The following is a 21,574-nucleotide window of genomic DNA, read 5'->3' on the forward strand; positions in this document are numbered from 1 at the left end:
ATGATCTGAGCGGTTTTTTGATAAAAACAACTGATGCTTTATTCCATTTTTCGTTCATCTGGTACGATTCCTTGACTTAATAACCACTTGTGGAAGAACCATTCTGCCACACCGATCAATAGAGCAGGAATCAAGACTTTCATCCAAATATCGACTGTATCATTCATAAAGTATAGATAGAGCCACAAGATGACTGCAGCTGAACCAGCATCTGCGATCGTCGCTGCGATGTTCCCTACTTTACGTAAGATCAACAGATCCCCTAGCACATAGATCATCACTACGATAATTACCCCAACAATCGTTGAATCCATAAAGCTAACACCGTATAAACCGGTCAGCACGACCCACAGAATTGCCCAGATCATGATTGCCTTCACTACCAACGCCTTCACATGTTTCATTTTCTGCACTCCTTTCTCCTGGATAAAAAAGTAAGATTATCTAACAAGATAACCTTTTCATTATTATACCATCGGCTAAGAGAAGCGAGCAAAGATAAGGCCCTATCTAAGAAAATGAAAAAATGGGAAAACACCTTAGAATATTCACGCAATAATTCATCCATACAGACATTCGATATGGTGTTCCTTTACTTTCTCATACTGTTCTTTTGCCAGTTCGTTACTTGTCACCAGATAATCGATTTCATGAAAAGCAATGGCTTGATGCATGAATTTATGCGCAATTTTTTGCTGTGTAACTAAAACGGCAAGCCGATCTGCTTGTTTTCTAAAAGCTTTTTTGACCATTGCCTCTCCTTCATGAGTTTCTGTTACTCCTTGGCTGAAATCTAGCCCGCGACAACTGATTACCGCTAAATCCGCATAATATGACAATGCATCATTATAAGCTTTTGAACCGTTGATTGTTGCTCGTTTCGGAACAATTGCCCCACCCAGTACAGATACTTTTGCCGTTGTGTATTCACTCAACATAGCAGCTGTGACTATGCCATTCGTAATAATCTGCAAACCATCAAATCTTGCTAAGTTTCTGACTAAATGTAAAGAGGTTGTACTGGAATCCAAGAACAAGACCATATCATCTCGAATCAAAGAAGAAGCTGTATCTGCAATCTTACGTTTTTCTGTTTCTTCTTCTAATTTGGTAATCTTCATCAGGTAAGGCACGTCAATTTTTCGATTGTCAACAAGCATGGCGCCACCGCGAACTCTACGGATCAATCCACTTTTTTCCAGAAAAACAAGGTCACGTTTAATCGTGGCTTCGCTATAATTTACTAACTCGATCAAATCGATGACTCTTGCAAATTGATTGTTTTTTAGATAATTCACAATCTCCTGCTGTCTATTCTCCACTTCATTCAACATAAAATCACCCCATTTACTTTATATAGTAACAGGAAAAAAGAGGTTGTGACAGAAGTGATTGGATTCAAGAAGTAAGAAGAAACTTTTCGAAAAAACTACTTCTGAACATCATGTATCCAAAAGAGGGTATGACAAGACTATTGTCACACCCTTTTGATTACACATTTTTATTTTTAGTATAAACTAGCCTTGCCTACTGTGTTCAAAATTTCCATTTTATGTTTGACTACTTCTTGTACCTTTTTATTAGCTGCTGGATAAATTGCATTCGGCTCGTACATCGATGGATGTTCACTCAATATTTCTCTCAAAGCATTGAAAAAGACACTTTTAAGATCTGAGCTCAAATTCACTTTGGCAACTCCGTATTTTACAGCTTCGCTGACTTCTGCGTCCGGATTACCTGAACCGCCATGCAAAACAAATGGAAGATCGATTTGTTGGTTCAATTCTTTCAGTAAGTCGATATTTAATTTTGGAGTTCTGTTTTTCGGATACAAGCCATGCGCTGTTCCAATTGCTACAGCAAGTGTATCGATTCCTGTTTCTTTCACAAAAATCTTCGCTTGATCAGGATCTGTATAAATGATTGTTTCAGCACCCCCTTCAGCAGAACCATTATTCCCAATCGTTCCAAGCTCAGCTTCCACTGAGACATTTACCGCATGAGCTAACGCAACCACTTTTTTCGTAATCTGTACATTGTCGTCGAATGATTTCAAAGACGCATCAATCATCACGGAAGAATAGCCGTTTCGAATCGCCCGTAAGACATCTTCTATCGTACCGCCATGATCCAAGTGGATAACAACCGGCAGTTTACTTGTATAAGCATAGGCTCTTACTGCCGCAACAAATTCATCACTCAAATAGGCGATTTCATCAGGATGAATTTCTAAGATTACTGGTGCTTCTAATCTCTCTGCTTCTTCGATGACTGCTTTCATCATATCATAGCTGCAAATATTGAAGGCTGGTACTGCAAATTGATTCTCTTTAGCCACTTTCAATAACTCTTTCATTGTATATAACATTACGCTTCCACCTCATTTGTTAGATTTTCATTTTTCGTCCACTTGTCTTGTTTTTTCTCTTTCACTGTTTTTTTCAATAGTCCAAGCATAAAGGCTGTAGTGACTGTACCTGCTGCAATTGCCAAGACATACATAGGTAAATTGTTCATGACATTTGGAATTAGCATCACCCAAATTCCTCCATGAGGTGCCATTGAAGTTACTCCTGCTGCCATGGAAATCCCTGCAGCAACTGCTGAACCTGTCATCAAACTAGGTATCACGCGGATCGGGTCAGATACCGCAAACGGTATAGCACCTTCTGTAATATACGAAGCGCCTAAAATCCAGCATGATTGACCTGAAGTCCGTTCTTCTTTAGTAAATTTACGTTTGAATAATAAAGTGGCTAAAGCAATACCTAGGGGAGGCGTCATTCCTGCAGCCATACAGGCAGCAATCGGTGCATTTACCCCAGCTGACATCAAACCGATTGAGAAAGTCGAAATCGATTTATTGATCGGCCCACCCATATCAGCTGCCATCATGATACCGATAAGTAATCCGAACAATAGCCCGGATGTATTTCCCAAGCTATTCAGCCAATTTGTCAAAGCATCCAACACCCATGTGATTGGTTGTTCAATCACAAATACCATTAACAGCCCAATTATTAAGATCGATAAAAGGGGAACGACAATCAGCTGATAAATAGCAGAAAATTCTTTTTTTACGCTGATTTTATTTGCCAGAAAATCACAGATATACCCTGCTATCACGCCGCCAATCATTCCGCCAAGAAAACCTGAACCACCTGTAGATGCCAGTAATCCGGCAACAATTCCTGGGGCAAAACCAGCTTTTCCAGCAATCGATGTAGCAATCCCCGCGCCTAACGCAGGAACCATCATGGCAAACGCTGTATCTCCTCCGATCCTTGAAAATGCAGCTGCTAACACATTATAGTCTGCTGAGTTAGGATCAGCCGCTGTAATCCCAAAGGCAAAACTCAGTGCGATGATGATTCCGCCTGCGATCACAAATGGAAGCATGTAATTCACACCATTCATGAAATGATTATAGATTGTCGGCTTTTTCTCATTTGCAACTTGTTCTTTTTCATTAGACACAACGAATACGCCAATATTTCTCAATGCTTCGTCTATCACTACTTGCGGTTCTTTGATTGCTCGGCTTGTAGAGACACGCTTTACTTTTTTCCCGGCAAATCGGTCCAATTCGATTTCTTTATCTACTGCAAGAATGATTGCATCTGCCTCTTTGATTTCTTGTTCAGATAACTGATTTTCTGTTTTTACACCTTGTGTTTCGAATTTTGCTTGATGGTTTAGATTTCTTGCTGTTACTTCTAATTTTTCTGCCGACATATAAGTATGAGCAATTCCAGTTGGACAAGCAGTTACACCAACGATTTTCATGGTTGTTTTCCTCCTTTTTCTTTACTATCGCTACTCGGACAAAGACTCTACTATTTTCATTCTTGACTAATCTGTCTGATGATATCTGCTGGCGTAGTGGCTTCTTTTATTCCCTTTCTAAAATCTGCATTCATCAATCGTCTGGAGAGTGTGCTGAGAATCTCTAGATGCATATCTGCTGATTTTTCAGGAACTACGATGGCAAAAATATATTCAATTGGCATTCCGTCTATCCCGCTATAGTCCGTTAATTTGGCTGTATGAAAAAAACACAGCACTGGTTTTGTCACATACTTGCTTTTTGCATGGGGAATCCCAAATCCATCTTCTATCCCTGTGGAGATCTCCTCCTCTCGTTTGAATAGTGCCTTAACGACTTTTTGAACATTTCTTACCTTATTTGTTTTTTCCAACACATCCCCTATTCGCTCAAATAATGATCCTTTTGAATCTATCGATGGATCGAAAACAATCAGTTCTTCTGCGATCAATTGATCAAACCTCATAAAAAACCTCTCCCCCACAAAAAATGTTAACGTTTTCTTGGAACTGAGGTCAGTATAGCATCGCTAGCTGTACCGTTCAATATTATGAATGAACAGAGGAAAAAGACCCATCATCCTAGTGTTTCAGTCATCAAAATGAACGATTCAGCTCATAAACAATCGCAATTCTATAACAAAACAAAAAGCCTTCCTTGAAAGGAAAGCTTAGCTTCTAATTTTAGGTAAATGGATTTTTACTTCGAAATACCCCCTCTTCATTTCGTTAATATAAGGTGTTTTTATCACTTGTCTTATAGCAAACTCTTGAATTTGCTCTCATTTATAATTATTCTAATTTCTTTGCTTTTTCGTTAACTCTATTCCCATCGCATTTGAAGTCGTTCTAGAATCTAGCTTACTGCGTATAACGAATATACGCTCATCATCTCTCTTATCCAATGTGTAGGTCCATTGATTATCTTCACAATATATCGTCAACCCATCATTTACTTTTATGCCTGTGAAAGCACCATTAAACTGGTGTTTATCATACGAAATGTCTATTGAATGTTTATCAATGTTGATTGTCCACATTGATTCATCTCCCGTATATACCTATTCTCCACAAAAAAAAGTTAGCTGCTCCCATTCTTCCTTTGATAATTCTAGTTCTTTTTTCTTCGGTTGACTAGCGGGAGAAGAACAAGCCGTACATAATAATATTGTTACTAAAATAAGAGAAGAAATTTTTTTATACTTCACTCCTAACACCCCTAATGCTATTTATAGATAATGCCAAGAAAATAATCCTGAATCTTGTTTGAATACCACCCCATGAGTACTAATCAAATGACTGGAAGGGTCCAGTAGATCATATCCATAGCTTGAATTACTCCATAGATTCCATACGGAAATCGTTTTATAAAAATCAAAGTTAGCGTACCCTCTAACAACAAACGCATGCCTATTCTTCCCTCTAGTTTGTTTTAGCGCAGATACCCAATATGGCCGATTCGCATTAATTTCAAGCATCGTTCCTTCTGCTGTAGCTGTCCCCCATCTATTTGAAATACTATGAAATCCATAAGAATTAGCGTAGCTAATACATTGGATATTTGAGGCAGATTCATCTGCTAAATTGGATGAACTTGGATACAAGGTTGTCATCATCTGTCGTGCAGTAGGAAAACTTTTCTTGGTTTGATAACGGATAATAGCTGTAGTAGCGTATGCTGCACACCATGAAGTTTTCCCTTGATTTTCAAGAAAATTCAAGTGTAGATACTTTTGTCCATACGCTTTGGATAACCTATCAATAGTTTGACTATCCGTAGATAAGCTAAAAATAAATTTGTTCGCGCACTCATTTGTCAATGTACGAAAATTGAAATTACTTAATTTTAATTCGCTAGGACTGACAAAGCATCCAGAGACAAACGAAACCGCTAACAAAAACACTCGCTTAGAATAATTCTCTAAGTAACGTAAATCCACCATTTTAATTATTTTCCCTAATTTTTTCCAAGATCAACTCAATATCTTTTCTTAATTGTGTTATTTGACGTCGCGTATCATCATTATTTTTTTGAAGTATTTTCAGAGCGTAAAGACAAAATACTAAAAATAAGCCTAGAAGTATCATGCTATATATAGGGATAAACAACTATGCATCCTCCTCAAAAATAGTTTTATTATTTTCTAAAAATTCAGAAATAGCTTTTTCAGTGTAAACACCATCTAATCTATCAACTAAAACACCTTTAGAAATGATTAATAATGAGGGTACTACAGTTAAATCAAGCTTTTTAGCTACTTCCTCTAAGCTCTTTTCATCTTCGTTTCGAGCTATATCAGTTCTATAGTAGCTGGCTTTTATTTCTACACTTTTTAATATTTTCCGAAGGGTAGGTTCGATTTCTTGGCATTGAATACAAGTCGGTCTACCTACATATAATAAGAAAGTATCAGAACCTTCAAGCTTTGATTTTAACACTTCTGTCTTTATCTCAGGTAGAATATTATTCATACTAAATATACCTGTTTGAAAAAACTCTTCATTAAATAAATCAGATTTCATCAATATGTGCTTACAGATTTTCTAATTAGTGGGATAATTAGCTATCAAAAAAATATCAAAGCTAATAATTTTTACTAACTTGGATCTTCACAGATAATCCTATTGGCCCGACTTGACAAAGATCCACGGTTGTTTACGTATAAAGAATGATTGAGAATTTATGATTCTTTTTTTAAACTATTGTATCTAACAAGAGAAAAACAACCTATCGTGATAACTAGTAAATATACAATACTTGATAAAGGTATATTGTTCAAATGACCTTTCCAGAGACTCACCAAAATTTTATTCATATGATAAAAAGGATTAATGTAGATAATAACCTTTAAAAATTCAGGAGCAGAACTAACCGGAAACATGAGTCCCGACCCAAATAGAACGTATTGGAATGTAATAATTGTAAATGGTAGTACCTGCTTAGTAGATTTAAATAAGTCATGCACAGATATGCTTATCAATAGCAGTAGAAAAATGATTAATAAATATCCTAGTAAAAAAGAAAAGAAGTATTTTGTCATTTCCATATCAAAAGCTAACTTAGCAATTAGACAAATCTCTACTAAACCAATAAAAGATAAAGTGATTCCTCTAATAAGATAAGCATACACAATGTGCTTTTTATTGATAGAAGAAAGTATCAGTCGTTTATGAACGCCATTTTCTTTCTCGGTCACAAACTGCATTCCCATATTAAAAAATAGGACTAAAAAAGAAATAAGGAGCCCATACGTAGGTATATAGATATCGAAGCCTTCCACAGAGCCTGCCTGCATTTTAAAAATTGACATAAATACATAAAAGAAAATCCCAGGAAGTAATAATATTGGCAAGGCAAAAAATGGTTCTCTGAAAAAAACAATAAAATCATATTTTACTAAGTTCCTAAATGATGCTGTTAACATGCAGAAACCTCCTTTAGAATTTTAAAATAGGCCTCTTTGAAAAATTTTGCATTATATTGTTGTTTAATATAATCAGGAGTATCATAACTGGCGATTTTTCCTTTATTTAAAACCATAACCCTATCAGAGTACATATCTACTTCTTCCATAGAGTGCGTAGAAAGAATGATAGTTGCACCTTCTCCTTTAGCAATTTTAATTGCTTTCCATAAATTCTCTGAAGCTTCTGGGTCCAACCCTGTTGTAGGCTCATCTAAAAAAAGTAATTCTGGTTTGTGTAAAAAAGCAATTGCTAACAGTACTCGTTGTTTCCAACCCCCAGATAAGGCTTGAAATTTGATAGATAGATGTGAAGTTAAATCAAATATTTGTATTACTTCATCTATTCTAGGTTTATCAATATTATAAAAACTTGCAAATAATGTTAAAATTTCTTCTGTCTTCAGATAAGAGTACATTCCTCCCTCTTGAAGAATTACACCAATTTTTTTTCTAATTTTATTTAGATTTCTATTTTCCACAATGTCATTCATTAAAATCATACTGCCACTATCAAAATTTCTAAGCGTCATCATTATTTCTAGTAATGTTGTTTTTCCCATACCATTTGGTCCAACAATAGCAATTATTTCATTGTCCTTAATTGTAAATGAGATATCATTAAGTACAGGTTTTCTTTTGTAACTTTTAGATATATTTTTAGCTTCTACTTTCATTACAATCTACTCCTTTATAAATTTTATAGGTTTCTAATGCTAAAGTATAAGTATTCATTTTGAACACAGAATTGATTGGTAATTGTGCATCCTCACCAATATATGCTAATGTATCTAGTATTAGGAAATAAATTATACGATTGATTAATCCTGCGCCTATATAAGCTGCTGTCTTCGATAATCGACCACAATAGGAAGGTAATTGTGCCTGATAGTCCTCATAAGAACAAGTTTCTTTCCCAATAATCAAGGGGCCAATTAATAGTTCATTCCAGTTAACAACCTATCCCCGATTTTCAATATTAAATATACACCACCCGTGTTTTTATTTTATCTACTATGTTATTATGATTAAAAATACGTATTATTTTCATTTTGTGATTAATTTGCGCATAACAATTATAAAAGAACGGAGCGGTGATATGGATAGCGGGGAATTGCTTAAGAAGTTGCGTGTAGAAAGAGGTATCTCTCAAAAAAAATTAGCTCATAATATAACAACAAGAAATACATTATCTAGTTATGAAACTGGAAAAAATAGCATAACTTTTGTTATTTTATTGAAATTTCTTGATAAATTGAATATAACCATGGATGAATTTGTCTTATATCTAGAACTTGATAGTATACGAAAGAAAAATAAAAAGATAAAAGATTTTATTAAAGCTACTAGAGAGAATAGAGGATCACGGAAGTATACTTTAGAAATCATTCGAAAAAAAGCAAATACTACACGAGACATTGTTGATATTCGCAACTATTTAATCATAAAAACTTTTGATTGGTATACTCTGCCCATAGAAAAACGTAAGCTGAATAAAAATGATAAAGAACACTTGGATCACTTTGCCAATTATCTAGAAACAGTAAATGAGTGGGGAAGATTTGAAATGATCAGTTTTAGCTCATTACTATTTCTTTTTGATACAAACTATATTTCCCAAAGGCTTACAGAAATTGAACGCAAAATTGAAAAATACAACGATTTTGAAATATTTCATCCGATATTATCCAGTCTTTATAATAATGCTTTTCTTTTAATGTTAGAACGCAAAAATATTCACTTCTCTAAACAATACTTACAAAAATTTGAAGCTACTCATCATAGATTATTGTTTGCAAAAGATACTCAGATATCCATTCAATTTTATAAGGCATTAATCTGTCATATAGAAGGAGATAGCATTAAAGGACGAAAACGAATAATGAAAATTTTACAAGGGCTAGAATTATTAGAGATGGATAGTTTAATCCATGAATTTAAATTTGATTTAATAAAATTCGAAAAAATTTACTGTATCCCACCCATTTTTGAGTAACGATATCATCTATTCATTATGGTCAAAAACGCAAAAAAAACAGACTATCCCTATCAGATAGTCTGCTAAACGTTGAGTTATCAGCGTTTTTATTATTCCGCAGCGTTTGCGTCTTTGAAACCGTATTTTTTGTTGAAACGGTCCACACGTCCGTCTGCTTGTGTGAATTTTTGACGTCCAGTGTAGAATGGATGTGAGTCAGAAGTTACTTCGACACGGATGACTGGGTATGTATTACCGTCTTCCCATTCAACTGTTTCTTGTGAAGTTTTTGTTGAACCTGACAAGAATTTGAAACCAGTTGTTGAATCCATGAATACTACTGGGTGGTAATCTGGATGGATGTTTTCTTTCATGATTTTTCGCTCCTTTGCCCTGCTCCATTTGCTGAACCAGAGTTGATTTGTCGATTTACAACATTAACATCTTAACATGTTTCAGTCAAGGTTGCAATTATCTTTTCAGATTTCTGGTCGGATTTTTTTTACCAAAGGAGACATCTTGAAATTCTTTGAAAAATTGCTGATTGTTTTTTGTTTTACGCAAAAAGCGGATCAGTTGTTCCGTATATTCTAATGAATCTCCAGTCATATTTTTTCGAAGTTTCCAAATTTCTTCTAGTTCTTCACTTGGCATCAATAATTCTTCTTTTCGGGTACCTGATTTTTTGATATCGATGGCTGGGAAGATCCGACGTTCGGATAACTCGCGTGAAAGTTGTAATTCTAGATTTCCAGTTCCTTTGAATTCTTCATAGATCACGTCATCCATGCGGCTTCCTGTATCGACTAAAGCGGTCGCTAAAATCGTCAAACTGCCACCTTCTTCGATGTTTCTTGCCGCCCCGAAAAATTTCTTAGGTTTATACAATGCGGCTGGGTCAATCCCGCCACTCAATGTACGCCCGCTAGGTGGAACGACTAAGTTATAGGCCCGAGCAAGTCTAGTAATACTATCCATCAAGATAACGACATCTCGTTTATCTTCGACTAAACGCATTGCGCGTTCCAATACTAATTCAGAAACTCGAGTATGGTTTTGCGGCTGCAGATCAAATGTAGAAGATACCACGTCGCCTTTCACGCTTCTTTCTAAGTCCGTTACTTCTTCCGGTCGTTCATCAATCAGTAGAACGATCAATTCTACTTCCGGATAGTTTTCGGTGATACCATTTGCGATTTCTTTTAATACAGAAGTTTTCCCTGCTTTTGGTGGTGCGACGATCAATCCACGCTGACCAAAACCGATTGGAGAGAAGATATCGATCATTCGGGTAGATAGTCTTTGCGGTGTTGTTTCCAGTTGAAGCTGTCTTTGCGGATAAAGAGGTGTTAAGGCTGGAAAATGCGGACGTTCTTTTGCTTCTTCCGGATCTTTTCCATTAACGCTTTCCACGTGCATCAAACCATAATAACGTTCCGATTCTTTAGGTGGACGGGCTTTTCCTGCCACTTTGTCCCCATTTCTCAAACTGAATCGTCTGATTTGTGAGGCAGAAATATAGATATCTTCTGCACTTGGTCCATAATTAATTGGCCGTAAAAAACCGTAACCATCTTGACCAACGATATCTAATATCCCTTCCATATAATAAAATCCTTGTTTCTCAGCTTGTGCACGAATCACAGCTAGAGATAATTCCTTTTTGTTCATCTTACTGTAATAAGGAATTTTAAATTCTTTGGCATAACTATAAACTTCTTTTAACGTTTTGTTCTCCAGTTCTGCCATTGTCAAATAATCGCTCATTCAGCTCCCACTTCCTCTATCATTTCGATTGATGCCCCTAAGGCTGTTAGTTTCTCGATAATATGATCATAACCGCGTAAGATATAATCTACGTTATAAATCGTCGTTGTTCCTTCTGCTAATAGTCCGGCAATCACTAAACAAGCACCTGCCCGAAGATCGGAAGCCACGACTTCTGTCCCGTGAAGTTTATTTGGACCATTCACGATGATCATATTTCCTTCCACGGTAATATCAGCGCCCATTCGTGCTAGTTCCGGCACATGGTTCACACGTTTCGCATAGATCGTATCGATGATTTCTGAAGTGCCTGTAGTCATCAATAGTAACGCGGTAAGTGGCTGCTGCAGATCTGTGGCAAATCCTGGATAAGGATAGGTCATGATGTTTGCGGGTTTTAATTCTTTCGAGGGGTAAACTTCGATTTCATCTTCGCTGATTTTCATATGGACGCCAATTTCCTGCAATTTTGCTATAAAGCTTTCCAAATGTTCAAAAATCACATTTTTCACTTTGATACCATTTCCTGCTGCAGCTGCTAATGCCAGATAGGTTCCTGCTTCGATACGGTCAGGAATCATGAAATGACGACAGCCATGTAATGCTTCGACTCCTTCGATACGGATCACATCTGTACCCGCTCCTCGAACTTTTGCCCCCATATTATTCAGTAAAGTTGCCACATCGATGATTTCCGGTTCTCGTGCAGCGTTTTCAATTACTGTCTGTCCCTTTGCTTTTACAGCAGCTAACATCACATTGATTGTAGCTCCGACTGAAACCACGTCCATAAAAATCCGATTGCCATGCAACCCTTCATTTTCTGTCCGTAAATACATGGCACCATGTTCATTTGTCACTTCAGCACCTAGAGCTTCAAATCCTTTGACGTGTAGATCAATCGGTCTAGGACCTAAATAACAGCCTCCTGGCAGGCCTACTACCGCTTCCCCAAATTTACCAAGCAGTGTTCCCATAAAATAATAAGACGCACGCAAACTATTGATTTTTCCGTGCGGCATCGGAACCGATACGATTTCTCGAGGGTCAATTTCTAGTATGTTGTTGGAAAAATGGACCGTTGCGCCCATGATCTCTAAAATTTCAATTAATGAATGAACATCTTGTATGTCCGGCACACCTTCCAAGATCACTGGGGAATCAGCTAAGATTGCAGCTGGAATCAATGCGACTGCACTATTTTTTGCACCGCTGATCGTTACTTCGCCAGCTAAAGGTCGGTTTCCTTTGATTACGATTTTTTTCATCTGTTTCCACCTTGTTTATTAATCTTTTTTCATGGATATGCTTGTATTTTATCATAGATAAAAAAAAGAAACGAGCATGGTCTGCCGTTTTAAGTAAAAAAGAATGGAGAACGACTTCAAAAGTCGTTCTCCATTCCTATATATCGTATCTGTTATGTGGATGCTTACGCTTTGTTAGCTGAACCAAACCAGTCGATATGAGATTTTGCATCTTCAACGATTGCTGCTTTACCTGGAGCTAATAATTTACGAGGGTCGAATCCTTTACCTTCTTTATCTTTACCAGCTTCGATATATTTACGAGTAGCTGCAGCAAATGATAATTGGAATTCAGTGTTAACATTTACTTTTGAGATACCCATTGAGATAGCTTTTTCGATTTGATCTTGAGGAATACCTGATCCGCCATGTAATACTAAAGGCATGTCTGGACCTACAGCATCTGCAATTGCTTGTAAGTGGTCAAATGCTAATCCATTCCAGTTTTCTGGATATTGACCGTGGATGTTACCGATACCGCAAGCTAAGTAGTCGATACCTGTAGCAACCATTTGTTTGCATTCTTCGATGTCAGCTAATTCGCCGTTACCGATGATTCCGTCTTCTTCTCCGCCGATTGAACCAACTTCACATTCAACTGAGATACCTTTTGCGTGTGCTTTTTCAACAACGTCTTTAGCTAATTTCAAGTTTTCTTCGAATGGTAGATGTGAACCATCGAACATTACTGAAGTATAGCCTAGTTCGATACATTCCAAAGCAGCTTCGTAGTCACCATGGTCTAAGTGGATAGCAACTGGAACAGTGATGTTCATTGCTTCAACTAAATCAGTGATCAAATCTTTACAGATTTTGTAACCACCCATGTATTTAGCTGCACCCATTGATGTTTGGATAAGTACTGGTGCTTGTTTTGCTTCAGCCGCTTCAAGAATTGCTTGAGTCCATTCCAAGTTGTTTGTGTTGAACCCGCCGACAGCGTAACCGCCTTTACGAGCAGCTTTTAAAAATTCAGCTCCTGATACTACTGGCATAATAAAATTCCTCCTAAGTTTTGTAAAACTAAATTTGTTAAGACAATTCTTAACCAACGACCCTATTTTACCAAACATTTCGGTAGTTTTCTACTAAAATCAATGAAAATGAAAATTTTCAAGAAGTTTTTTGCAAAAAATAAAATGCTTAATCGCTCTTTACTCAAAAAAAGTCTTTTACTTCCTATCTTTTTCCCTATAAATAATAACAAATCAGAAAAAGAGAAAAGTAACAAGAAAATTGCTTATCCCCTTCTCTTGCTGCTTTTCTCTTTCTATCAAGCTAAAAAATTATTTTGTTTCATGATCTGCTAATGATGCTCCGACAAATGCTTTGATTAATTTTTGCGGACGATTTGGACGAGAAATCAATTCTGGGTGGAATTGGCATCCCACGAAGAATTTCTTCTCTGGCAGTTCTACGATTTCTACTAAACGGTTGTCTGGTGAGACACCTGAAAAGACTAGTCCTTGTTCTTCAAACAATTGACGATATTTGTTATTGAACTCATAGCGGTGACGGTGACGTTCTTGCACGACATCGGCTCCATCATATGCTTCAGCCGTCTTCGTTCCTTTTTTGATTTTACATGGGTATAATCCAAGGCGTAAAGTTCCACCCAAATTCTCGATGTTTTCCTGGTCAGCCATTAAATCAATAATGTTGTTTGCTGTATCTGGATTCGTTTCAGCTGATGCCGCATCTTCCAATCCAACGACGTTACGTGCAAATTCGACACAAGCCATCTGCATACCAAGACAAATCCCTAAAAACGGAACGTCATTTTCGCGAGCATAACGAATCGCTTCGATTTTCCCTTCTACTCCGCGATCGCCGAAACCGCCAGGAACTAAGATTCCATCTGCATCTTTCAAACGTTCTTCTACATTTTCTCTCGTTAATTCTTGTGCTTTGATCCAATCGATCTCGATATCTGAATTATAGGCGAAACCAGAATGTTTCAATGCTTCAACTACTGAGATATATGCATCTGGTAACTCGACATATTTACCAACAAGTGCGATTCGTACTTTTTTCTTCAAGTTCAAGACACGTTCTTCTAATTCTTTCCATTCTGTCATGTCTGCTTCTGGTGTATCTAGTTTCAAATGGTCGCAAACGATTTGATCCATTCCTTGTGCTTGTAAAACTAACGGGATGGAGTAAAGTGTATCTACATCTGGCGACTCGATAACTGCTTCTGGTTCGACATCACAAAATTGTGCCAATTTATTTTTCACGCTTTGAGAAACAGGTTGCTCTGTACGTACCACCAAAATATTCGGTTGGATACCTAATCCACGTAGCTCTTTTACACTGTGCTGCGTTGGTTTAGTTTTCATTTCTCCAGCAGCTTTCAAGTAAGGGATCAATGTTGTATGGATATACATAACATTATCTGTACCGACATCTGCTTTCATTTGACGAAGTGCTTCAAGGAATGGCAAAGATTCTATATCCCCTACCGTTCCTCCTACTTCTGTAATGATCACATCTGAATCAGTCATTTTAGCTGCTCGCATGATTTTTTCTTTGATCTCATTTGTAATATGAGGAATAACTTGAACTGTTGCTCCCAAGTATTCGCCCTTACGTTCTTTACGCAAAACTTCAGAATAGATTTTTCCTGTCGTCACGTTGGAGTATTTGTTCAAATTGATGTCAATAAAGCGTTCGTAGTGGCCCAGATCCAAATCTGTTTCAGCACCATCATCTGTTACGAATACTTCTCCGTGCTGATATGGGCTCATCGTCCCTGGATCCACATTGATGTATGGATCAAATTTTTGGATAGTTACTTTTAAGCCGCGGTTTTTCAATAAGCGTCCTAAAGAAGCTGCAACAATCCCTTTTCCGATTGATGAAACGACACCGCCGGTCACAAAAATATATTTTGTCATAAGTTCAAAAACTCCTTTTTAATTTATGTGCAGGAAAAGTCTCAGAAAATAAACAAAGCTCCCTATTCTTCAATAAGAATAGGGAGCCGAAATTTCTGTAAACTTCTGACCCTTTAAAAGGGTGCCCAAGGTGTATAATACAAGCTGACTGAGGGAAAGTCAAGTACTCAAATAAAGACTATCCGCTTACAATTTTTTCTTTTTCGGTATCCTTTGAGAAATTATTTCTTAAGTCCTTTATGAGTGCAAAAAAATTTAACCCACATAATAGGCTTGAGATAAACATAGCTAACGTTAAACTTAAGCAAATCAGGAAATCTTTACTGAAAAATTTTAAGTGAAACAATAGATAAAAAAATAAGGAGGTGCGACAAAAGTCGTGTCCTCCTTATTTCCAAATAAACGTTATTCTCCTGCCAACTCCTCAGTCACAAGTCACAATATTCAACAAACATGAGCAGCTGTTTTTGAAATTATTCCTTGTGACTTAGAGTTAAACGGCAGGCTTACGACCTCTTGATAAACGGTATTCAAAAGTCAGTTTCTCGGTATTAAGCCAAATTTATGCAAAAATGTGAGGAACCATTTTCACAAATTTTTTCTCTAATACTCAGGTCAAAACGCTGATTTCACAACCTCTAATTCACGTTATTCCTGTTTTAATAAAGTTCTAGATATTGTTCTCTTTCCCACTCGGAAACAGTTTGTCTGAATGCCGCCCATTCGAGACGTTTTGCTTCAACAAAATTTGAGAAGATATGTTGTCCTAATGCGTCAATCATTACATTATCCTTACGTAATTCCTTGATAGCATTATGGATAGTTGAAGGTAAATCTTGGATATGTGCAGCTTCTCTTTCTTCCTCATCCATGACATAAATGTTACGGTCAACAGCGGCTGGCGGTGTGATCTGATTACGGATACCGTCTAGTCCTGCTTGCAACAATACTGCCATTGCCAAGTATGGGTTTGCAGATGGATCAACTGATCGCAATTCCAAACGTGTGGACAAACCGCGAGATTCTGGTACACGTACTAATGGCGAACGATTACGACCGCTCCATGCGACATAAACAGGCGCTTCATAACCTGGAACGAGACGTTTATAAGAATTGACTGTTGGATTGCAAACGGCTGTATAGGCACGAGCATGTTTCAGCAAACCGCCTAAGAAATGATACGCTGTTTCACTAAGTTCCAATTCACCGTCTTTATCATAGAAGACATTTCCTTCATCATTGAACAAAGACATATTGCAATGCATACCAGAACCATTGATTCCAAATAACGGTTTCGGCATGAAAGTTGCGTGAAGTCCGTGCTTGCGTGCAATCGTTTTGACAACGAGCTTGAAGGTTTGGATATTATCACAAGCATCTACTACATCCGCATATTTGAAGTCAATTTCATGCTGTCCTGGCGCTACTTCATGATGTGAAGCTTCCACTTCAAAGCCTAAGCTTTCTAATTCCAACACGATGTCACGGCGGCAATTTTCACCTAAATCTGTTGGTGCAAAATCAAAATAACCACCTTTATCATTCAAGGTCGTTGTGATCCCACCGTCTTCGTCTAATTTAAATAAGAAGAATTCTGGTTCAGGTCCCAAATTGAAAGAGGTAAAACCAAGGTCGCGCATGTCTTTCAATGCTCGTTTCAAATTTCCACGAGGATCACCGGCAAATGGTGTCCCATCTGGATTATAGATATCACAAATTAAACGAGCAACTTTTCCATGAGCACTTTCCCATGGGAAGATCATCCAAGTGGAGAGATCTGGATACAAATACATATCGCTTTCTTCAATTCGAACAAATCCTTCAATCGAAGAACCGTCAAACATCATTTTGTTTTCTAACACTTTGTCAATCTGGCTCACTGGAACTTCTACATTTTTAATCGTACCTAAGATGTCTGTGAACATCAATCGTAAAAATCGTACGTTTTCTTCCTCAATGATTCGTTTGATCTCTTCACCTGTTATCTGTTTCTTTACCATGGTATCCCTCTTCCTTTTTTAATTTATTCAGTCAAAGAATTGTCTTTGTAATCCTTGCGACTGATAATGACCTGTTTTGCTTAACCCACCTTGCGCCAAAATCTCATCACGAAAAATTTGTCGAACGTCATGATCTGTCAACGGCTTCTTGCTTTTTGCTTCTTGTTTTTTCGCCTGTGCCATTTCGTATACACGTTTAATCCCAGCCATGTTTAACCCGTCTGAAAGATAATCTTTGATCTCAAGCAGCATATCGATATCATTCAACGAATACATGCGGCGATTTCCTTCACTTCGTTCCGGATGAACTAAATCTTGTTCTTCATAGTAGCGAATTTGCCGAGCAGACAAATCAGTCAGCTTCATAACTGTACCAATTGGAAATACGGACATAGATCGGCGCAATTCCTTTTCTCCCATCAGACGTCCCCTTTCGTTTTATAAGTTGGCTAAAGTGTACCAATTAAAAAAAATATTGTCAACTGCATATGTTAGGTTTTCTAACATGAGACCTCTATTTTTTTATAAAATAACAAAAAATATGAACGCAAAAAAGGTATCTAGTTGATTTTCGTACCAGATACCTTTTACTTTTATTGTATTATGCTATTCTTTCCCAGTGATTTTCATTGAAAAAAAAAACAAAATTTTATTTGCTTTTTCTTAACCATTTTGAATCATTTTTTGCAAATCCTCTCACTTCATACTCGTTTGATTCTTCCATGTAGGCTTCGTCCAAAACCATCGTTTGTCTTCTCAACTCACTTAATTTCTGTCCTTCATTGCTTGGCACAGACAGTGTATACGGTGTCATCAGTTCCATCAGTTGACGTTTGATTGCTTCGATCAATGCCGTCTTCCCTTCTTTCGTTTGAGCAGAAATCAAGACATTAGGGAATAATGTGGGCGTAAACATCGCTGGATCAATCTGGTCTGCCTTATTGTAAACAGTCAGTATCGGCATTTCTTTCATATTCAATTCATCCATCAATTTTAGTACAGTCTGCTCCTGTAAAATGCGATCTGGAGAACTCGCATCGACTACATGCAACAAAAGATCCATATTCTGACTTTCTTCTAGTGTAGAATGGAAAGCATCGATCAGTTGCGTAGGCAGATCTTGGATGAACCCGACGGTATCTGTTACTGTAATCTCAAATCCTTCAGCAAAACGCCATCTTTTAGTCAATGGATCTAACGTTGCAAACAACTGATCTTTTGAATAAGTATCCGCTTGTGTCAATAAATTCAAGATGGTTGATTTCCCAGCATTCGTGTAGCCTATAAGACCAATCTGAAAAATCTCACTGTTTTTTCTTTTTTGACGGTTGCGCTCTCGATGAGCTTCTACTTCTTTCAATTCTTTCTTAACAGCAAAAATTTTATTCCGTATATGTCGGCGGTCTGTTTCTAACTTTGTTTCACCTGGTCCTCTTGTTCCAATCCCACCACCAAGACGAGACAATGTTTTCCCTTGCCCTACTAAACGAGGCAGAAGATATTCTAACTGAGCAAGTTCAACTTGTAGCTTTCCTTCTTTCGAACGAGCACGCATCGCAAAAATATCTAGGATCAGCTGTACTCGATCAATCACCGGAAGGCCAACAGCATCCGTAATCAGTTGACTCTGTCTCGGAGTCAGTTCATGATTAAAGATGATCAAATCCGCTTCATGCGCATCTGCTTGTTGAACTAATTCTTGTAATTTCCCTTTCCCGATAATCGTTTGCCGATCTACTTGTGGTCTTTTCTGTGTAATTGTGAATACGACTTCTCCTGATGCGGTGTTCGTCAGCTGAACTAGCTCTTCCATTGACTCTGTAAAGTAACGCTGGTTTGCTTCGGTTTCTACCCCTACGATGATTACTTTTTCTTCCATTTTATTCCGCCTCCAGCCATTTTTTGATTGTTTGCTCAATCTGACTTTTTTGATTTGGCTCACTTATAAGATCAAACCACTGTGCATCCAAACGGTTACGAAACCACGTTAACTGACGTTTCGCGTATCTTCTCGAATGTAGTTTGACTTGTTCTGTTGCTTCTTCCAATGTTTCTTTCCCTTCAAAATAAGGGAAAAATTCTTTATATCCAATCCCTTGACTGGCTTGGACTTCTCCAAGCTCATATACCTTACGTGCTTCTGCTACCAAGCCTTCTGCTAGCATCAAATCGACTCTGTGATTGATTCGATCATACAGGACATCACGCTTCGTATCTAACCCAATCATAAGGTAATCATATAATCGCTTTGGCTCTTCTTTAGGTGCCGTGATACTATGCCCTGTCGTCTCCAAAACTTCCAGAGCTCTTATCACTTTGCGTTGATTGTTCCAGTGGATTTTCTCAGCAGCTGCCGGGTCTTTTTCTTTCAACTGATTCCATAACGCTTGGGAACCAATTGTCTCGGCTAACGTTTCATACTTTTTTCTAATCTCAGGATTCGCTTCTTCTGTCGCCCCTAACTGATAATCATATAGAAGGGATTGGATATACAGACCCGTGCCACCAGCGATGATAGGTAGATGCTCTCGGTTCGCAATCTCAGTAATCAATTGTCGACCTGAACGCTGAAAATCAGCGGCTGAGTAATGTTGAGTAGGTTCGATCACATCAATCAAATGATGCGGAACATCATTCATCTCTTCTTCTTTGATTTTTGCTGTACCGATATCCAGATTTTTATAGATTTGCAATGAATCACCGCTGATGATCTCTCCTCCAAATAGTTGTGCGAGTTCCACACTTAGCGCTGTTTTACCGACTGCTGTCGGACCGACGATCACTAATACTTTTTCCATATTTTACCTACTTTTCGTTGATTGTTTCCACCGAAGAGCTTTCTCCGGAAAATCAGTTATTATTCCATCTATTTTGAGTTCTTGACATTTGGCCATTTCTTCTTCATCGTTGATCGTCCATGCACGAATTGCTTTTGGAAAATCAGCTGCCTGGCCTGGATGTTCGAACAACCAAGTATTTTTTGGATGTACTCCTTCTATATAAGGGGTTTCTGCTGCTAGTTGGATCTTTTTATCAGAAGTACTCATCAATAAGTCCAACTGTATCTCTGGTTCCAATAACGCGATTTTTTCCAAAGAAGCCAAATGAAAGCTGCAATATGCATGTTGAAAAGGCCAATCTCTGCTTTTTAATGTTTCGGCTAATTTTTCTTCGATACCGGGATATTCATACTGATCAGTTTTAATTTCGATCATCAGCACCCCTCGGTAATTTTTTTGGAGAAGCAGTCCTAAAACTTCTTTCAATTCAGGGACTTTAGCTGCTGGAAATTCTTTGCTGAATTTGCCTCCTGCATTCAATTTTTTGAGTTCTTCCAATGTTTTTTCTCGAATCAGCCCTTTACCGTTAGTCGTCCGATCCACTTCTTCGTCATGCATAACGATCAAATAACCATCTTTGCTTAGATGAACATCTAGTTCGATACCATCTGCACCTACTCGTACAGCTTCTGCAAATGCAGGAAGCGTATTTTCTGGGTGGGTACCGCTGCTTCCGCGATGAGCATAGATTTGTAACATCTTTCTTCACTCCGTTCAGTTCTATTGTATCATTAAGAAAAAAAGAAAGCATTACCACGCTCTCATGTGCAACGGCAATGCTTCAAAATATCAGCTCCAAACATCATCTTTCGAGAAGAAACCAATCGGCTGGCGCGTCATAGTCTTCAACTGTGCTTTTTTTTCATTGATCATTTCAGTCAAACTATCCGTAAAATTCTCTAAAATCACGCGTCCGCCTTTATAAGCATATCCACCAATCTTCATTGTTTCATCTGGAGATAAAATCACTTTTCGATGGGAGATGTTCTTAAACAGCTCATCTAAAATATAATTTGGCAGATAAAAACTATTCTGCGCTGAAAATGATTGGAGATACGCAAAATCGTCAATCGTGATATAACAATCATCGAATGCATCAAAGCTGACATATTCTTCCATCAGCGTCGTCCGTTTTTGCAAGATCTCGTTGATCTTTTTATTTAATTGGTTCAGCGTCTCGATTTCTTTGACTTTCAATTCCAATTCACGTCTACGCTGTTCTTTATTTTCCAAGTGACGCATTTGCAGTATCATGCCGATATAGACAACTACAGCACCCGTCAACACGCCGATAAGACCTGTAATACCAACTATCAATCTGTTGTTCCTCCTTGTTTTGCTTCTCTGCTTATCATACCATAAAGCAGGTTTATGCGACTAATTTGCCTAAGTTTTTTATTTGACCTTTTTTGACCAAAAATGTATACTACTTTTTAGGTATTAGAAACTAAATTATGGTACACTATTTCTAAACGAAACCAAGGAGGAACTCTATT

The 21,574-nt window shown here is 37.6% G+C and carries 24 protein-coding genes; 2 read left to right on the forward strand and 22 right to left on the reverse strand.

Annotated elements, in window-relative coordinates; translation table 11 throughout:
* Positions 1-38 precede the first annotated feature (38 nt).
* From IGJ53_RS10645 to IGJ53_RS10695, 11 genes are all read right to left on the reverse strand, one after another.
* Complete coding sequence (locus IGJ53_RS10645; protein WP_002289228.1) at positions 39-404, reverse strand: DUF2512 family protein; 366 nt, start codon at positions 402-404, stop codon at positions 39-41.
* A 156-nt stretch (positions 405-560) separates the two neighbouring features.
* Complete coding sequence (locus IGJ53_RS10650) at positions 561-1,334, reverse strand: DeoR/GlpR family DNA-binding transcription regulator (protein ID WP_002372773.1); 774 nt, start codon at positions 1,332-1,334, stop codon at positions 561-563.
* Between the two features lie 173 nt (positions 1,335-1,507).
* Positions 1,508-2,368: a ketose-bisphosphate aldolase gene (locus IGJ53_RS10655; RefSeq protein ID WP_010733347.1), complete on the reverse strand. Its 861-nt coding sequence runs from the start codon at positions 2,366-2,368 to the stop codon at positions 1,508-1,510.
* Positions 2,368-3,786 carry a PTS fructose transporter subunit IIC gene (locus tag IGJ53_RS10660; RefSeq protein WP_010733346.1) on the reverse strand — a complete coding sequence of 473 codons (1,419 nt, stop codon included), beginning with the start codon at positions 3,784-3,786 and terminating at the stop codon, positions 2,368-2,370. The genes IGJ53_RS10655 and IGJ53_RS10660 overlap by 1 nt, the downstream gene beginning before the upstream one ends.
* A 56-nt stretch (positions 3,787-3,842) precedes the next feature.
* On the reverse strand, positions 3,843-4,292 hold the full coding sequence (locus tag IGJ53_RS10665) for a PTS sugar transporter subunit IIA (protein ID WP_010733345.1): 450 nt from the start codon (positions 4,290-4,292) through the stop codon (positions 3,843-3,845).
* A gap of 330 nt (positions 4,293-4,622) precedes the next feature.
* The gene (locus IGJ53_RS10670) at positions 4,623-4,865 is read right to left on the reverse strand and encodes a hypothetical protein (protein ID WP_010733344.1); all 243 of its coding nucleotides are present in this window, start codon (positions 4,863-4,865) and stop codon (positions 4,623-4,625) included.
* 21 nt (positions 4,866-4,886) lie between these two features.
* On the reverse strand, positions 4,887-5,033 hold the full coding sequence (locus tag IGJ53_RS10675) for a hypothetical protein (RefSeq protein ID WP_154081473.1): 147 nt from the start codon (positions 5,031-5,033) through the stop codon (positions 4,887-4,889).
* Positions 5,034-5,054: 21 nt separating this feature from the next.
* The gene (locus tag IGJ53_RS10680; protein ID WP_438750198.1) at positions 5,055-5,768 is read right to left on the reverse strand and encodes a C47 family peptidase; all 714 of its coding nucleotides are present in this window, start codon (positions 5,766-5,768) and stop codon (positions 5,055-5,057) included.
* A 166-nt stretch (positions 5,769-5,934) separates the two neighbouring features.
* Positions 5,935-6,348: a thioredoxin family protein gene (locus IGJ53_RS10685; protein WP_259741505.1), complete on the reverse strand. Its 414-nt coding sequence runs from the start codon at positions 6,346-6,348 to the stop codon at positions 5,935-5,937.
* Positions 6,349-6,506: 158 nt separating this feature from the next.
* On the reverse strand, positions 6,507-7,250 hold the full coding sequence (locus IGJ53_RS10690) for an ABC transporter permease (protein WP_259741504.1): 744 nt from the start codon (positions 7,248-7,250) through the stop codon (positions 6,507-6,509).
* Positions 7,244-7,966, reverse strand: a complete 723-nt coding sequence (locus IGJ53_RS10695; RefSeq protein WP_259741503.1) for an ABC transporter ATP-binding protein — start codon at positions 7,964-7,966, stop codon at positions 7,244-7,246. The genes IGJ53_RS10690 and IGJ53_RS10695 overlap by 7 nt, the downstream gene beginning before the upstream one ends.
* Before the next feature lie 422 nt (positions 7,967-8,388).
* On the opposite strand from IGJ53_RS10695, the gene IGJ53_RS10700 reads away from it, so the two are divergent.
* Entirely contained in the window at positions 8,389-9,285 is an 897-nt protein-coding gene (locus IGJ53_RS10700) for a helix-turn-helix domain-containing protein (RefSeq protein ID WP_438750201.1), read from the forward strand.
* 92 nt (positions 9,286-9,377) lie between these two features.
* On the opposite strand, the gene IGJ53_RS10705 is transcribed toward IGJ53_RS10700, so the two are convergent.
* The 4 genes from IGJ53_RS10705 to IGJ53_RS10720 all read right to left on the reverse strand — a co-directional run bounded on the left by IGJ53_RS10705 (position 9,378) and on the right by IGJ53_RS10720 (position 13,336).
* Complete coding sequence (locus IGJ53_RS10705; protein ID WP_438750203.1) at positions 9,378-9,641, reverse strand: type B 50S ribosomal protein L31; 264 nt, start codon at positions 9,639-9,641, stop codon at positions 9,378-9,380.
* Between the two features lie 97 nt (positions 9,642-9,738).
* Complete coding sequence (rho, locus tag IGJ53_RS10710; protein ID WP_002290332.1) at positions 9,739-11,034, reverse strand: transcription termination factor Rho; 1,296 nt, start codon at positions 11,032-11,034, stop codon at positions 9,739-9,741.
* Positions 11,031-12,302: a UDP-N-acetylglucosamine 1-carboxyvinyltransferase gene (locus IGJ53_RS10715; RefSeq protein WP_010733338.1), complete on the reverse strand. Its 1,272-nt coding sequence runs from the start codon at positions 12,300-12,302 to the stop codon at positions 11,031-11,033. Before IGJ53_RS10715 ends, rho begins: the two co-directional genes overlap by 4 nt.
* Before the next feature lie 164 nt (positions 12,303-12,466).
* Entirely contained in the window at positions 12,467-13,336 is an 870-nt protein-coding gene (locus IGJ53_RS10720; RefSeq protein WP_010733337.1) for a class II fructose-bisphosphate aldolase, read from the reverse strand.
* A gap of 102 nt (positions 13,337-13,438) precedes the next feature.
* On the opposite strand from IGJ53_RS10720, the gene IGJ53_RS10725 reads away from it, so the two are divergent.
* The gene (locus IGJ53_RS10725; RefSeq protein WP_002316919.1) at positions 13,439-13,651 is read left to right on the forward strand and encodes a hypothetical protein; all 213 of its coding nucleotides are present in this window, start codon (positions 13,439-13,441) and stop codon (positions 13,649-13,651) included.
* Here IGJ53_RS10725 and IGJ53_RS10730 read toward each other — a convergent pair.
* The 7 genes from IGJ53_RS10730 to IGJ53_RS10760 all read right to left on the reverse strand — a co-directional run bounded on the left by IGJ53_RS10730 (position 13,628) and on the right by IGJ53_RS10760 (position 21,395).
* The gene (locus IGJ53_RS10730; RefSeq protein WP_010733336.1) at positions 13,628-15,238 is read right to left on the reverse strand and encodes a CTP synthase; all 1,611 of its coding nucleotides are present in this window, start codon (positions 15,236-15,238) and stop codon (positions 13,628-13,630) included. The genes IGJ53_RS10725 and IGJ53_RS10730 overlap by 24 nt on opposite strands.
* A 659-nt stretch (positions 15,239-15,897) precedes the next feature.
* On the reverse strand, positions 15,898-17,238 hold the full coding sequence (glnA, locus tag IGJ53_RS10735; protein WP_002287001.1) for a type I glutamate--ammonia ligase: 1,341 nt from the start codon (positions 17,236-17,238) through the stop codon (positions 15,898-15,900).
* A gap of 27 nt (positions 17,239-17,265) precedes the next feature.
* Positions 17,266-17,658 carry a MerR family transcriptional regulator gene (locus tag IGJ53_RS10740; RefSeq protein WP_002290339.1) on the reverse strand — a complete coding sequence of 131 codons (393 nt, stop codon included), beginning with the start codon at positions 17,656-17,658 and terminating at the stop codon, positions 17,266-17,268.
* A 229-nt stretch (positions 17,659-17,887) separates the two neighbouring features.
* Positions 17,888-19,117 carry a GTPase HflX gene (gene hflX / locus IGJ53_RS10745; protein ID WP_002372802.1) on the reverse strand — a complete coding sequence of 410 codons (1,230 nt, stop codon included), beginning with the start codon at positions 19,115-19,117 and terminating at the stop codon, positions 17,888-17,890.
* A gap of 1 nt (position 19,118) precedes the next feature.
* On the reverse strand, positions 19,119-20,036 hold the full coding sequence (gene miaA, locus IGJ53_RS10750) for a tRNA (adenosine(37)-N6)-dimethylallyltransferase MiaA (protein ID WP_010733335.1): 918 nt from the start codon (positions 20,034-20,036) through the stop codon (positions 19,119-19,121).
* 3 nt (positions 20,037-20,039) lie between these two features.
* Complete coding sequence (locus tag IGJ53_RS10755; protein ID WP_010733334.1) at positions 20,040-20,777, reverse strand: glycerophosphodiester phosphodiesterase; 738 nt, start codon at positions 20,775-20,777, stop codon at positions 20,040-20,042.
* A gap of 90 nt (positions 20,778-20,867) precedes the next feature.
* Positions 20,868-21,395, reverse strand: coding sequence for a hypothetical protein (locus IGJ53_RS10760; RefSeq protein WP_002289403.1), 528 nt, complete (start codon positions 21,393-21,395; stop codon positions 20,868-20,870).
* Positions 21,396-21,574: the final 179 nt, after the last annotated feature.

This window comes from Enterococcus sp. DIV1283b (genome assembly GCF_051710965.1).
GTDB lineage: Bacteria > Bacillota > Bacilli > Lactobacillales > Enterococcaceae > Enterococcus_B > Enterococcus_B lactis.

Excerpts from the sequence above, each read along its gene's own strand:
- IGJ53_RS10645 (WP_002289228.1), bottom strand. The coding sequence starts at position 404 with ATGAAACATGTGAAGGCGTTGGTAGTGAAGGCAATCATGATCTGGGCA.
- IGJ53_RS10650 (WP_002372773.1), bottom strand. The coding sequence starts at position 1,334 with ATGTTGAATGAAGTGGAGAATAGACAGCAGGAGATTGTGAATTATCTA.
- IGJ53_RS10655 (WP_010733347.1), bottom strand. The coding sequence starts at position 2,368 with ATGTTATATACAATGAAAGAGTTATTGAAAGTGGCTAAAGAGAATCAA.
- IGJ53_RS10660 (WP_010733346.1), bottom strand. The coding sequence starts at position 3,786 with ATGAAAATCGTTGGTGTAACTGCTTGTCCAACTGGAATTGCTCATACT.
- IGJ53_RS10665 (WP_010733345.1), bottom strand. The coding sequence starts at position 4,292 with ATGAGGTTTGATCAATTGATCGCAGAAGAACTGATTGTTTTCGATCCA.
- IGJ53_RS10670 (WP_010733344.1), bottom strand. The coding sequence starts at position 4,865 with ATGTGGACAATCAACATTGATAAACATTCAATAGACATTTCGTATGAT.
- IGJ53_RS10680 (WP_438750198.1), bottom strand. The coding sequence starts at position 5,768 with ATGGTGGATTTACGTTACTTAGAGAATTATTCTAAGCGAGTGTTTTTG.
- IGJ53_RS10685 (WP_259741505.1), bottom strand. The coding sequence starts at position 6,348 with ATGAAATCTGATTTATTTAATGAAGAGTTTTTTCAAACAGGTATATTT.
- IGJ53_RS10690 (WP_259741504.1), bottom strand. The coding sequence starts at position 7,250 with ATGTTAACAGCATCATTTAGGAACTTAGTAAAATATGATTTTATTGTT.
- IGJ53_RS10695 (WP_259741503.1), bottom strand. The coding sequence starts at position 7,966 with ATGAAAGTAGAAGCTAAAAATATATCTAAAAGTTACAAAAGAAAACCT.
- IGJ53_RS10700 (WP_438750201.1), top strand. The coding sequence starts at position 8,389 with ATGGATAGCGGGGAATTGCTTAAGAAGTTGCGTGTAGAAAGAGGTATC.
- IGJ53_RS10705 (WP_438750203.1), bottom strand. The coding sequence starts at position 9,641 with ATGAAAGAAAACATCCATCCAGATTACCACCCAGTAGTATTCATGGAT.
- rho (WP_002290332.1), bottom strand. The coding sequence starts at position 11,034 with ATGAGCGATTATTTGACAATGGCAGAACTGGAGAACAAAACGTTAAAA.
- IGJ53_RS10715 (WP_010733338.1), bottom strand. The coding sequence starts at position 12,302 with ATGAAAAAAATCGTAATCAAAGGAAACCGACCTTTAGCTGGCGAAGTA.
- IGJ53_RS10720 (WP_010733337.1), bottom strand. The coding sequence starts at position 13,336 with ATGCCAGTAGTATCAGGAGCTGAATTTTTAAAAGCTGCTCGTAAAGGC.
- IGJ53_RS10725 (WP_002316919.1), top strand. The coding sequence starts at position 13,439 with ATGAAAATGAAAATTTTCAAGAAGTTTTTTGCAAAAAATAAAATGCTT.
- IGJ53_RS10730 (WP_010733336.1), bottom strand. The coding sequence starts at position 15,238 with ATGACAAAATATATTTTTGTGACCGGCGGTGTCGTTTCATCAATCGGA.
- glnA (WP_002287001.1), bottom strand. The coding sequence starts at position 17,238 with ATGGTAAAGAAACAGATAACAGGTGAAGAGATCAAACGAATCATTGAG.
- IGJ53_RS10740 (WP_002290339.1), bottom strand. The coding sequence starts at position 17,658 with ATGGGAGAAAAGGAATTGCGCCGATCTATGTCCGTATTTCCAATTGGT.
- hflX (WP_002372802.1), bottom strand. The coding sequence starts at position 19,117 with ATGGAAGAAAAAGTAATCATCGTAGGGGTAGAAACCGAAGCAAACCAG.
- miaA (WP_010733335.1), bottom strand. The coding sequence starts at position 20,036 with ATGGAAAAAGTATTAGTGATCGTCGGTCCGACAGCAGTCGGTAAAACA.
- IGJ53_RS10755 (WP_010733334.1), bottom strand. The coding sequence starts at position 20,777 with ATGTTACAAATCTATGCTCATCGCGGAAGCAGCGGTACCCACCCAGAA.